This is a genomic window from Roseateles sp. P5_E11 (genome assembly GCF_054049355.1).
In genome coordinates, this window is record NZ_JBFUMO010000133.1 from 1 (window position 1) to 12,140 (window position 12,140).

At 66.6% G+C, this 12,140-nt stretch carries 13 protein-coding genes; 8 read left to right on the forward strand and 5 right to left on the reverse strand.

Annotated elements, in window-relative coordinates:
* The 6 genes from ACXJKR_RS12305 to ACXJKR_RS12330 form a co-directional block, all read left to right on the forward strand.
* On the forward strand, positions 1–572 hold a 572-nt coding region (locus ACXJKR_RS12305; protein ID WP_457323076.1), incomplete at its 5' end, for a LysR substrate-binding domain-containing protein.
* A 108-nt stretch (positions 573–680) separates the two neighbouring features.
* The gene (locus tag ACXJKR_RS12310; RefSeq protein ID WP_056202840.1) at positions 681–1,568 is read left to right on the forward strand and encodes an amino acid ABC transporter substrate-binding protein; all 888 of its coding nucleotides are present in this window, start codon (positions 681–683) and stop codon (positions 1,566–1,568) included.
* Positions 1,569–1,648: 80 nt separating this feature from the next.
* Positions 1,649–2,392: an amino acid ABC transporter permease gene (locus tag ACXJKR_RS12315; RefSeq protein WP_056202842.1), complete on the forward strand. Its 744-nt coding sequence runs from the start codon at positions 1,649–1,651 to the stop codon at positions 2,390–2,392.
* Entirely contained in the window at positions 2,392–3,057 is a 666-nt protein-coding gene (locus ACXJKR_RS12320) for an amino acid ABC transporter permease (protein ID WP_457323077.1), read from the forward strand. Before ACXJKR_RS12315 ends, ACXJKR_RS12320 begins: the two co-directional genes overlap by 1 nt.
* Before the next feature lie 17 nt (positions 3,058–3,074).
* Positions 3,075–3,809 (forward strand): amino acid ABC transporter ATP-binding protein, encoded by a 735-nt coding sequence (locus ACXJKR_RS12325; RefSeq protein ID WP_056202848.1) that lies wholly within the window; start codon positions 3,075–3,077, stop codon positions 3,807–3,809.
* Between the two features lie 14 nt (positions 3,810–3,823).
* Entirely contained in the window at positions 3,824–4,801 is a 978-nt protein-coding gene (locus tag ACXJKR_RS12330) for a catalase (protein ID WP_457323078.1), read from the forward strand.
* Between the two features lie 28 nt (positions 4,802–4,829).
* On the opposite strand, the gene ACXJKR_RS12335 is transcribed toward ACXJKR_RS12330, so the two are convergent.
* Positions 4,830–5,588 carry an SDR family NAD(P)-dependent oxidoreductase gene (locus ACXJKR_RS12335; RefSeq protein WP_457323079.1) on the reverse strand — a complete coding sequence of 253 codons (759 nt, stop codon included), beginning with the start codon at positions 5,586–5,588 and terminating at the stop codon, positions 4,830–4,832.
* Between the two features lie 98 nt (positions 5,589–5,686).
* On the opposite strand from ACXJKR_RS12335, the gene ACXJKR_RS12340 reads away from it, so the two are divergent.
* Entirely contained in the window at positions 5,687–6,619 is a 933-nt protein-coding gene (locus tag ACXJKR_RS12340) for a LysR substrate-binding domain-containing protein (protein ID WP_457323080.1), read from the forward strand.
* A 143-nt stretch (positions 6,620–6,762) separates the two neighbouring features.
* Here ACXJKR_RS12340 and ACXJKR_RS12345 read toward each other — a convergent pair whose 3' ends face one another.
* From ACXJKR_RS12345 to ACXJKR_RS12360, 4 genes are read right to left on the reverse strand one after another with little or no spacing between them, the layout of a single operon-like run.
* On the reverse strand, positions 6,763–7,971 hold the full coding sequence (locus tag ACXJKR_RS12345; RefSeq protein ID WP_457323081.1) for a toxic anion resistance protein: 1,209 nt from the start codon (positions 7,969–7,971) through the stop codon (positions 6,763–6,765).
* Complete coding sequence (locus ACXJKR_RS12350; protein WP_457323082.1) at positions 7,968–8,621, reverse strand: hypothetical protein; 654 nt, start codon at positions 8,619–8,621, stop codon at positions 7,968–7,970. Before ACXJKR_RS12350 ends, ACXJKR_RS12345 begins: the two co-directional genes overlap by 4 nt.
* On the reverse strand, positions 8,618–10,276 hold the full coding sequence (locus tag ACXJKR_RS12355) for a substrate-binding domain-containing protein (RefSeq protein WP_457323083.1): 1,659 nt from the start codon (positions 10,274–10,276) through the stop codon (positions 8,618–8,620). Before ACXJKR_RS12355 ends, ACXJKR_RS12350 begins: the two co-directional genes overlap by 4 nt.
* Entirely contained in the window at positions 10,276–11,400 is a 1,125-nt protein-coding gene (locus ACXJKR_RS12360) for a hypothetical protein (protein ID WP_457323084.1), read from the reverse strand. Before ACXJKR_RS12360 ends, ACXJKR_RS12355 begins: the two co-directional genes overlap by 1 nt.
* A gap of 78 nt (positions 11,401–11,478) precedes the next feature.
* On the opposite strand from ACXJKR_RS12360, the gene pyrC reads away from it, so the two are divergent.
* A partial coding sequence (pyrC, locus tag ACXJKR_RS12365; RefSeq protein ID WP_457323085.1) for a dihydroorotase occupies positions 11,479–12,140 on the forward strand: 662 nt, incomplete at its 3' end.

Consider the following 12,140-nt stretch of genomic DNA (forward strand, 5'->3'; position numbering starts at 1 on the left):
GCTTCGGCGCCATCAAGTGCCGGCTCAACGCGGCCAATGTGCATGACGCGATGCTGCAGCTCAGTGAAGGCAATTGCGATCTGCTGCTGGTCTATCACCACGCCAGCCAGCCGCTGCAGCTGGACCCGGAGCGCTACCAGATGGTGTCGCTGGGCCATGAGACCTTGTCGCCGTATGCCAGAGCCGACAGTCAGGGCGAGCCGATGTTCCGGCTGCCCGGACGGCCGGGCCAGAAGATTCCCTTCCTGAGCTACGCGGCGGGCGCCTATCTCGGCCGTCTCGTCGAGCTCATCGTCAAGGAAGCCGACTGCGCGCTCAACCTTGATGCGATCTACGAGACCGACATGGCCGAAGGCCTGAAAGCGATGGCGCTGGAAGGTCACGGATTCGCCTTCCTGCCCGCCAGCTCGGTGCAAAAGGAGATCGCCAGTGGCCGCCTCGTGCCCGCCGCTGCGCCGGGCACCTTCAGCGTCAGCATGGAGCTGCGCATCTATCGCGAAAAGCCCGAGCTTTCGCGCCGGCTCAAACCAGCCTCCTTGGCTTTGTGGGACTATTTATCGTCCGCGGCATGACCTCATCCAGCTTGCGCATGCATCGTGTAAACCCGTATTCGGGCTGAGCGTGCGGCGTGGTCTGCTCGCGGCTGTTATCGATATCCACTTCCTGTTGTTGGAGTCTCCATGAAGAAAGTTCTGCTCGTCGCAGCCCTGTTCGCCGGCGTTTCGGCCGTGCATGCCGAAGACACGCTGAAGAAGATCAAGGACAGCGGCGCGATCACGATGGGTGTGCGCGAGTCGTCGGGCCTGTCCTACACCATCGGTGATGGCAAATACGTCGGCTACCACATCGATGTCTGCGAGCACGTCGTTGCCGACCTGCGCAAGCAGCTGGGCAGCAAGATCGAAGTCAAGTACCAACCGGTCACATCGGCCAACCGCATCCCGCTGACCGTCAACGGCACCGTCGACCTGGAGTGCGGCTCCACGACAAACAACGCCACCCGCCAGAAGGACGTCGCCTTCGCCGTGACAACCTATGTCGAGGAAGTGCGCATCGCCGTGAAGGCCAACTCCGGCATCACCGGCATCGGCCAGCTCAACGGCAAGACCGTCGCAACGACGACCGGCACCACGTCCGTGCAGACGCTGCGCAAGCACGAGCGCGCCAACGGCGTGGACTTCAAGGAAGTCTTCGGCAAGGACCACGCTGACAGCTTCCTGCTGCTGGACTCCGGCCGCGCCGACGCCTTCGTCATGGATGGCTCCATCCTGGCCAAGAACATCGCCACGTCCAAGAACCCGGCCGACTTCAAGATCGTCGGTGAGGTGCTGTCGGTCGAGCCGATCGCCATCATGATGCGCAAGGACGACCCGGGCTTCAAGACCGCGGTCGACAACAGCATCAAGGCCATGATGAAGTCCGGCGAGATGGCCAAGATCTACGACAAGTGGTTCATGCAGCCCATCCCGCCGACCAACACGAAGATTGGCCTGCCGGTGTCCACTGCGACCAAGGACGCCTGGGCCAACCCCAACGACAAGCCGATGGAAGACTACGCGAAGAAGTGATTCGCGCATCGACCTGAACCACCGCAAAGCGGGTGCCTGGCACCCGCTTTGCTTTAGCTAAGAGGCTTGAGGAGAGGGCCATGAGTTGGGACTGGCAGTTCTACTGCAATGACACCGCCACCGGGGAGGCCGTTGCTGGCTGCTTCGGCCCGGGCGGCAAGGAGCAGACTTATCTGCAATGGATGCTGAACGCCTGGGGCTGGACGCTGAGCGTCTCGCTGCTGGCCCTCGTGCTGGCGCTGGTTGTCGGTTCGCTGATCGGCATTGCTCGCACCGCGCCGAACAAGTGGCTGGCGCGCTTCGGCGAGGCGTGGACCGAGCTCTTCCGCAACATCCCGCTGCTGGTGCAGGTCTTTCTCTGGTACCACGTGCTGCCGTCGCTGTTCCCGGTGCTGCGTGAGGCCGTGCCGTCCTCCGTGCTGGTCGTCTTCGCCCTGGGTTTCTTCACCAGCGCGCGCATCGGCGAGCAGGTCAAGGCCGGCATCAAGACCCTGCCCACCGGCCAGCGCTACGCGGGCCTGGCCATGGGCCTGACGCTGCCCCAGACCTACCGCCACGTGCTGCTGCCGATGGCGTTCCGCATCGTCATTCCGCCGCTGACGAGCGAGAGCATGAACATCGTCAAGAACTCGGCGGTCGCCTTCGCGGTCAGCATCCCCGAGCTGGCGCAGTTCGCGCAGCAGGCCTCCGAAGAGACGTCTCATTTCGAGGAGATCTACATCCCTGTCACCGCGCTGTATTTCGTCTCGGCCTTCGCCATCAACCGCATCGCCAAGTTCATTGAGGCGCGCGTGCGCATCCCCGGCCAGTCGGGAGGCAAGTGATGCTGAATCTCGACTATTCCTTCGTGAACTGGGCGGTCGTCCAGAGCTTCGTCGCCAAGGGCTTCTGGTTCTCCATCCAGCTGACGCTGGTGGCCATGATCGGCGGCATCATCCTGGGCACGCTGCTGGCGATGATGCGGCTGTCCAGCARGCCCTGGCTGTCGGTGCCGGCGGCGTTTTACGTCGACACGCTGCGCTCCATCCCGCTGGTGATGGTGATCCTGTGGTTCTTCCTGCTGATCCCCAAGCTCGTCGGGCCGCTGGGCGGGCAGATGTCGGCCTTCATCACCTTCACGCTGTTCGAGGCCACTTATTACTCGGAGATCATGCGCGCCGGCATCCAGTCGGTGTCGCGCGGTCAGGTCAACGCCGGGTATGCCGTGGGCATGACCTACGGCCAAAGCATGCGTTACGTGGTGCTGCCCCAGGCCTTCCGCAACATGCTRCCGGTGCTGCTGACCCAGACCATCATCCTGTTCCAGGACACCTCGCTGGTCTATGCCGTTGGCGAGTACGACCTGCTCAAGGGCTTCGAGGTGGCCGGCAAGAACTTCAACCGCCCCGTCGAGACCTATCTGGCGGCTGCGGTCGTCTACTTCGTCATCTGCTTCGGCCTGTCCCGCCTCGTGCGGGAGCTGCAGAAGAAGATCGCCATCATCCGTTGAGTCGAATCGAGTCCGCCATGATCGATATCAAGAACATCTCCAAGTGGTACGGCAGCTTCCAGGTGCTGACCGAATGCACCACGACCATCCAGAAGGGCGAGGTTGTCGTCGTCTGCGGGCCGTCCGGCTCGGGCAAGTCGACGCTGATCAAGACCGTCAACGCGCTGGAGCCCTTCCAGAAGGGCGACATCGTCGTCGACGGCATCTCCATCGCCGACCCCAAGACCAACCTGCCCAAGCTGCGCTCGCGCGTCGGCATGGTGTTCCAGCATTTCGAGCTGTTTCCCCATTTGTCGGTGACCGAAAACCTGACCATCGCGCAGATCAAGGTGCTGGGCCGCTCGGCGGCCGACGCGAAGACCCGCGGGCTGAAGATGCTGGACCGCGTCGGCCTGAGCGCCCACAAGGACAAGTTTCCCGGCCAGCTTTCTGGCGGCCAGCAGCAGCGCGTGGCCATCGCGCGAGCGCTGTCGATGGACCCCATCGTCATGCTGTTCGACGAACCCACCTCGGCGCTGGACCCTGAAATGGTCGGCGAAGTGCTGGACGTGATGGTGCAACTGGCCCACGAGGGCATGACCATGATGTGTGTGACCCACGAGATGGGCTTTGCCAAGCGGGTCAGCAATCGCGTCATCTTCATGGACGCGGGCAAGATCGTCGAGGACTGCAGCAGCAGCGACTTCTTCACCAAGCCCGAGGAGCGCTCGCCGCGCGCCAAAGACTTCCTCGCGAAGATTCTCCAGCACTAGGAACGGAGCCCGTGATGAGCAACGTCGGCACGGGATGGAGAGAAGTCATCGCGGCCGACGAAGCTGCTCGCCACGCTGCCGCCGCCAAGGCCATGGCCGAGATGCAGAAGCGCAAGGACGAGCGCTTCGGCGCCGGCCGTGCACTGCACCGCAAGGGCGTTGCCGCGGTGCGCGGGCGGCTGCGTGTGCCGCAGGGCCTGCCAGGGCATGCCCGCCACGGCCTCTTTGCCGAGCCGGGTGAGCATGAGGTCTGGGTGCGGCTGTCCAACGGCGCGATGGACAAGCAGAGCAACCGCCGGCCCGACATCCGCGGCTTTGCGATGCGGGTCTTCGGCGTCGATGGTGAGGCGGCCCTCGGCGGCCGCACCGATCACCAGGACCTGTCGCTGATCAACCAGACGGCCTTTGCGTTTCCCGACAGCCGCCATTTCTTCGGTCTCGTCGAGGCAGCCGGCCGCAGCCCGGGCGCCGTGATCGGCTGGATGTTCAAGACCTTCGGCTTCATAGGCGGCTTCAAGCAGCTCAAGAAGCTGGCCGCGACGGCCGGCAAGCCTTTCACGGGGTTCGCGACCGAGGCCTTTGCCAGCACGCTGCCCATCAGCTGCGGCCCCGCCGCCGTCAAGCTGCGCCTGCTGCCGCCCGCCGGGCTGAAGCCGCGTACCGAGGTCAACGGTGACTGGGCCGGCGATCTCGCTGCCCAGGCGGCGGCCGGCCCGTTGAAGTACCGGCTGCAGCTGCAGTTCTTCGTCGACGAGGCGCGCACGCCGCTGGAAGACGCGTCCGTCGAATGGCCCGAGTCCGTCGCGCCCTTCGTCGACGTGGCCGAGCTGACGCTGGAAGCGCCGTCGACCGACGTCGACTTCATCGCTCGCGTCGAAGCCGGTGTCTTCGACCCCTGGCAGGCGTTGGTGGCGCACCGGCCTCTGGGCGAGGTCATGCGCGCGCGCAAGGTGGCCTACTTCACCAGCCAGCAGGGCCGCGGCGCCGCCTAGCCGCGCCGCGCCATCTCGACGCGCTGATTCAAAGGAACATGCCGCCCGAGGCTTCGATGCGCTGGCCGGTGATCCATCCCGCACCGGGGCGCATCAGCGCGGCCGCAGCGCCACCGATGTCCTCGGCCTCGCCGACCCGGCCCAGCGCCGTGACCGAAGCGACAAAGCGGTTCAGCTCCGCGTTGTCGCGCACCGCGCCGCCGCCGAAGTCAGTCGCGATGGCGCCCGGTGCCAGTGTGTTGACGCGGATGCTACGGGCCGCCAGCTCCTTGGCCTGGTAACGGGTCAGCACTTCCACCGCCCCCTTCATGGCCGCGTAGGCGGCATAGCCCGGGATGGTGAAGCGGGCCAGGCCGCTGGAGACGTTGAGGACGCTCGCGCCGTCGGCCAGCAAGGGCAGCAGGGCCTGGGTCAGGAAGAAGGGGCCTTTCAGGTGGATGGCGAGCATCGCGTCGAACTGGGCCGGCGTTGTCTCGGCGAAGCTGGCATGCGCGCCGGCGCCGGCGTTGTTGATGAGTCCGTCGAGCCGGGGGGCGCCCCAGGCCTGCAGGCCGGCGTCCAAGCGCTCGGCGAAGGCCGGGAAGCTCGTCGGTTCGGCCACATCCAGCGGCAGGGCCAGGGCGCGGCGGCCCAGGGCCTGGATCTGGGCAACGACGGCATCCGCCGCCGCAGCGGCTTCACGGTAGGTCAGCACGATGTCGTGGCCGTCGCGGGCCAGGGCCAGCGCCATCTGCGCGCCAAGGCCGCGGCTGCCGCCGGTGATCAGGGTGATGGGGGAAGAACTCATTTCAGCTCCGTCAGAGGATGGGGTTTGTGGACGGAGTGAAATTTATTGTTCGTTCTGGTGTGGATAAAGTCGCCGCAGCTGAAATGACTGTGCTTTGAATGACATCCAATCTCGACCTCGCCTCGTTGCGTGTCTTTTTGCAGGTGGCCGAACTGGCCCACTTCAGCCGGGCTGCCGATGAGCTGGGCCTGCCCAAGGGCCGGGTCAGCCAGGTCGTGCGCGACCTGGAGGCGCAGCTCGGCACGCGGCTCTTCCAGCGCACCACCCGGCGGGTCAGCCTGACGTCGGATGGCGAATTGCTCGCGGAGCGGGCCCGCGCGCTGATGGCGGACGCCGGCGAGATCGAGGCGCTGTTCCAGCAGGACCAGCAGCTCAGCGGCCGGCTGCGCGTGGATATGCCGGTGCGGCTGGCGCTGGACGCCGTGCTGCCGGCCCTGCCGGAATTCCTGGCCGCCCACCCCGGCGTGACCGTGGAGCTGAGCTGCACCGACCGCCGCGTCGACCTGGTGGAAGAGGGCTTCGACTGCGTGCTGCGCGTGGGTGCCGTGCACGACCCGCTGCTGGTGGCGCGGCCGCTGGGGCAGATGCGCATGGTCAACGTGGCCAGCCCGGCCTACCTCGCCGCGCATGGCACGCCGGCCACGCCGGACGACTTGGTCGCGCAGGGCCACCACCTCGTGCACTACAGCCAGAGCTGGGCCGACCGCCGCCCGCGCTTCGACTGGGTGGACGCCGCCGGGCAGGAGCGCACGCTGACCCTGCCGTCACGCGTCACCGTCAACAACACCGACGCCTACCAGGCCGCGGCGGTGGCAGGCGCCGGCGTCGCGCAGTTCCCCCTGCAGGGCGTGCGGCATCTGCTGGCCGACGGCCTTCTGGTCCAGCTGCTCGACGGTTTCGATGCCGCGCCGCTGCCCGTGCGACTCGTGCTCAGCCAGCGCCGCCACACGCCGCGCCGGGTGCGCGTGTTCATGGACTGGCTGGCGGGCCGGCTGGCCGACCGGCTTGATGCCCAGGGGAGCGCTGAATAGGTCCCGCGATGCGGCGCGCCCTGGTTTGGGATGGGCTGCAAGGCGCAAACCACAGCCATAGCTTGGCTATGGCGAGGATTTGCAACGCAGCAGACCGCCCAAAGCAGGGATGCGCCGCGCGTGAGGACTTGTTCAGCGCTTCCCTATAGCTTGACCGGCCCGTCGATGGCCGCCGCGCCCGACACTGCCGCCTTGGCCTGCTGCTGGCGCACGCGGTCCAGATAGCCCTCGGAGCGCTGCAACTGCTCCTGGATGAGCTTGTTGTTGGTGCCCATGGTCTCGATGGCCTTGCTGCGGAAGTTGTCCATCGCGTCCATGGCCTGGAAGGTCTGGTCGAACATGGACTGGATCTGCTGGATGCCCAGCATGGGGTTGGCCGAGAACTCGGCCGTCGCGTCCACATGCTGGTTCAGCGCCGTGCCGGTCTGGTTGATGAGGTCGCCGATGGTCTTGTTGACGCCCTGCAGCATCTGCATGACCTCGATCTGGTTGCCGGTGGCGCGCGCCACGGTCTGGGCCACGGCCAGGGCACTCATGCCCGTCGTCGCGACGCGATCGCAGCCAATCATCATCTCGCGGCCGGTCTTCTTCAGCACGTCCAGCGCCAGATAGCCGTTCACGCAGACGGCCTGCTGGGTCTGGATGTCGGCCAGGTTCTGACGGGCATAGAACAGCACCTCCTGTTCGAGTGCCTTGGCCTTCATCGGGTCGGTCGGCTGCAGCTCCTGCACGCGCGTGGCCAGGCGTTCGTCCAGCACACGAGCAAAGCGCGCGGCGGCGGCGAGCTTCTGCATCGCCTCCCAGAGCTTGCTGCGCGTGGCCTCGACGTCGATGACGTCCTTCTGGATGTCGTCCTTGGCCGCGTAGAGCTGGGTCATGGMCGTCTGCAGCTGCGAGCTGGCGGACTGGAAGCGGCGGAAATAGGCCTCCAGCTTGTTGCCGAAGGGGATGATTCCGAGCAGCTTGCGCGGCTGCAGCAGGTCGCCGTCCTTGCCGGGGTTGAGCTCGTCGAGCTGGCCGCGGATGGCCGCGATGGCCTTGTAGGCCGGCGTGTCGGTCGCGCCGACGAAATTGCGCTGCATCAGGCTGCCCTGCATCAGCCCGGCGGCCAGGCTGATCTCCTGGCGGCCGAGCTGGAAGGCGCTGTCCAGCTTGGCCTTGAAGGGCTCGCTGTGCAGGTCTTCCTTCTCCAGCGCCTCGATGAAGCGCTGCACCTGCGCATCCACCTGGCTGCTGACCTCGGCCTTCAGCGGCACGGCCTCGACGGCGGCGGCCGGTTGCACCGGCGTGATGACCTCGGGCGGGGTCAGCGTGAACGTGGGAGCGGCGGTTGTCGTGGTCGTGGTGTTCATGCGATGTCCTTGCTGCCGAACTTCTGGTTCAGGAATTCACTGTGGCGCAGGAAGGCCTGGGCGTCCTGCGAGGCGAGATCGTCGCCGAGCTGCTCGACCTTGGTCTCCAGCTCGGCCAGCACGCCCTCGAAGGTGGTCTGCGCCGTCTTGCCATTGGCCAGCAGCTTGGTGGTGGCGAACTGGGCCGGGATGCTGAGGTAGGTGTTGAGCGCCTGCGGCAGATAGCTGATGGCGATGTGGCGCGCGTGGAAGGTCTCCTGCAGGCTGAGCTGGCCCTTGCTGCGCTCCCACTGGTCGAGCAGGCCTTCGAGGCGCTGGCAGAGCTGCTTGATGCGCTGGGCCAGCGGCGCCGGAATGCGCCCGCCCGGGTTGTGTTCCGTCAGGCCGCGCACACCGGCCAGCGCCCGGCCCATGGCCTCGCGGGCGTCGCCCTCGTCCTCGAAGTTCAGCGCTTCCCAGGCGTCCTCGCGGGTGGTCGGCCAGCCCCACCACAGCGCGCCGCCGACCAGGCCGACGGCATAGCCGAGCGCCGCGACACCCAAACCCCAGCCGCCGAGAAAGCCCAGGCCCTTCAGCACCAGCACGGCGGTCGCTGCCAGCAGGCCGCACCAGTTGGCTGGCGCGTTCAGCCATCTGAGAAGCCCGCTCATTGATACGCCCGGATGTCCTTGAACACCGCATACAGCGGCGTCTTGCGTGCATCGAAGACCCTGCCGCCGGTGATCTCCACCAGCGCCTTCAGGTCGCCCGCATCAGCCTCGCCGAACAGCACCATGAAGACGGGGATGCCGCGCACGTCCTCGGGCAGCTGCTCGTAGGCGCGTTTGAAGTCTTCCAGGCGGCGGCCCATATTGCTCTTGCCGTCGGTGAAGGCGACGACCGAGTACTGGTAGTCGGGGTTGCGCTTGCGTTCCTCCAGCATCTGCTGCAGGCCGGCCAGTACCGCGTCGTACAGGGCCGTGCCGCCGGCCATCTTCAGTTCGTCGGCGGCGTCGCGCACACGCTTGAGCTCATTGCGCTTGGCCTCGGTGTCGGCCTGCGGCAGCACGCCCTTGGCCACCTTGCTGCCGGCCGGGATCTCGAAGGCCACCGGCTCGCGCGGCCGGTCGCTGAAGGGCAGGAACCACAGCCGCTCGCGGTTGGTCAGCTTGGCGACGCGGCCGGTCAGCGATGCGTCGGCGCCCGCCAGGTAGTGGATGGCCTCGACGAGCTGCTCGCGGCGCTTGCCCTGCATGCTGCCGCTGGTGTCCAGCACGAAGGTGCTGGCGATGGGTTTGCGGAATTCGTTGAGATAGGCGTCGATGAGGCCGTCGGCCAGTTGGCGGTCGGGCGAGAAGGGCAGCTCGACCTGGAAGCCGCGCGCCGGCAGGATGTCGGCGACCTGGGCGGCCACTTCGGCGCGCATCGGGCGGCGCAGCGTCTGGCGTRCCAGCCACAGTTGGGCGGTGTCGCCCTTCAGGTATTCGACGACCTTCAGGTAGTCGGCTCGACGCGCCTCGTTGAGCAGCATGAACGGGTAGTCGGCCGTGGCCACACCTTCGTACGGATAGATCAGGTGCAGGGGCTCGCGCAGCTTGCCGCTGGCGTTCAGGCTCAGCAGCCAGCTCTCGTAGTTGATGAAGGCGTTGGCGCGCGTGCCTTGCTGCTTGATGAACTGGTCGGCGAGATACGTGGAGTTGTCGCCAACGATCTTGTAGCCCTTCAGGAAGTCGGCAATCGCGCCGCGGTCCACGTCGGCGGCGGAAAGCGCCTCGCCCTTGCCGCCGGCCGCTGCCACCACGCCGAGCAGGGCCATGAAACCCTGGTTGCTGGTGGCCGGGTTGGACAGCGCGTACTGCAGCTTGCCTTGCTTGGCGGCACGGGTGATGTCGGCCCAGGTCAGCTTGGCGTCGGGCTTGTCCCAGCCGTTCTTCGCCGCATCGCTCTTGCTGACGCCTACCGCCATGGGCGACAGCATGATCTTTTCCTGCAGCTTGACCTTGCCCTGGCCGACCGCGTCGCTGAGCAGGTATTTGGCATTGGCGAACCAGGCCACGTCGGGCTTGGGCTTGCCGGCACTGTCGCCGCTGAGCACCTCCTGCGTGCTTTCCATCGTGCCGCCGAAGCGGAACTGCACGTCGATGCCGGTGGCGGCCTTGATCTGTGCGGCCAGCGGCTCGATGTCTTTCAAATCGCTGGTGGCGAGCACCTGCAGCGTGGCCCCGGCGCTCTGGGGCGCTTCGGGCGCCGTCGGCGCGGCGGGCTCAGGCTTCTTGCCGCAGGCGGCCAGCAGCGCGAAGCTCAACAACAGTAGGGCACGGCGCATCACTGGTTCATCTCCCGGCTGACGATGTCGATCATTTCAAACATCAGGTCGAACCCCGGCGGGTCGATGACCTGGTTCAGCTTCACGTCCACGGCCAGGCCGGCGGTCTTGGCAGCCTCGGCAAACGCGGTCGTGTCGCCGGTGCGAAAGCCCTGCTCCAGCGCCACGGCCTGCAGAGTCTTGTTCGTCGCCAGCAGTTCGGCCAGCCGCTTGCCGCGCTCGTTCAGCGCCACCAGCACCCATTTGTTGACGATGGTGGGCTGCGGGTACATCAGCACCATCTCGGGCCGTACGCCACCCTTGAGCGCCTGGGCCACCATCTGGGCTTCGTAAATGAAGGTCATCGGCGTCTTGCCCATGCCGATGGACAGGTAGTCGTCGAAGGCGCCGTTGACGTAGTTCTCCTGGAAGCCCTGGCGCTTGAACAGCTCGGCGAGCTGGGCCGCGTACTTCTGCGCTGCCGTGCGGTCGGCCACCACGTCACCGTTCAGCGCCGCCGAAGTCAGCGCCAGATACATGGCGGCCGAGTTGCTGCGGCGGATGTCGGTCGTGCTCACCAGCACGCTGCGCGATACGGCGTAGTCGCCGCTGCCTTTGAGATCGCGCCAGCGCTGCTTGGCCAGCATGGCCTGCGTCAACTTCTCCATGTCCAGGCTGTAGACCTTGGGCGCCATCGCCTTGGCCATGCCGTTGGCGGCCAGGATCTTGGCGACCGGCTCCCAGGACGCCACGACCAGCGGCGTGTGGAAGGGCGAGGTCTGCGTGGCCGTCTTGCCGGCCTTGCGGGCGGCGTCGGCAATCATGTTGGCGGCGACGACGCCGCTGGCGATGAAGAAGTCGGGCTGGTCGGCCGCGCCGATCTTCGCCGCCATGTCGCGGCTGCCCACGCGGGCCACCTGCACCGGCAGCTTGGCGCCAGCCAGCAGCTTGCTCACCCTCTCGTCCTTGAAGAACGCCTCCACGTCGACGGCGATCAGGCCCTTGAGCGGCTCGGCGCTCGTGACGGCCGCCTGCTCCTGCGCGATCTGCTTGGTTTCGTCATTGGCGCGCAATGCAAAAAACAGGGCGCCGCCAAACAGCGCCAACAGGACCAGGGTGCCGGCCAGTCGTTTTGGGGTGTTCATGAGGGGGTGCAAGCTCCTTTCAATGAGATGCGCAGTGTGCCTGCACCGGGCGGGGTGCGGCGGCGACAATCCGGTTTTATGACCCAAGCTCCCATACAGCTCACCCTCACCCGGCCTGACGACTGGCACTTGCATCTGCGCGACGAGGCGGCGCTCGCCAGCGTGCTGCCCTACACGGCGCGCCAGTTCGCCCGCGCCATCGTCATGCCGAATCTGCGCCCGCCGGTCACGACGGCCGCCCAGGCGGTGGCCTACCGCGAGCGCATCCTGGCCGCGTTGCCTGAGGGCCTGGACTTCCAGCCGCTGATGACGATGTACCTGACGGACAACACGCCGCCGGACGAGATCAAGCGTGCCAAGGATGCGGGCGTCGTCGCCCTCAAGCTCTATCCGGCCGGCGCCACCACCAACAGCGATGCCGGCGTGACCGACATCAGCAAGACCTACAAGACGCTGGAAGCCATGCAGCGCGAGGGCCTGCTGTTCCTGGTGCACGGCGAGGTGACGGACGGCGACATCGACGTCTTCGACCGCGAGGCGGTGTTCGTCGAGCGCGTCATGAAGCCGTTGCGCGCGGCCATGCCCGAGCTGAAGGTCGTCTTCGAGCACATCACGACCAAGGAAGCCGCCGAGTACGTGACCGAGAGCGACCGCTTCACGGCCGCCACCATCACGCCCCAGCATCTGCTCTACAACCGCAACGCCATCTTCACCGGCGGCCTGCGCCCGCACTACTACTG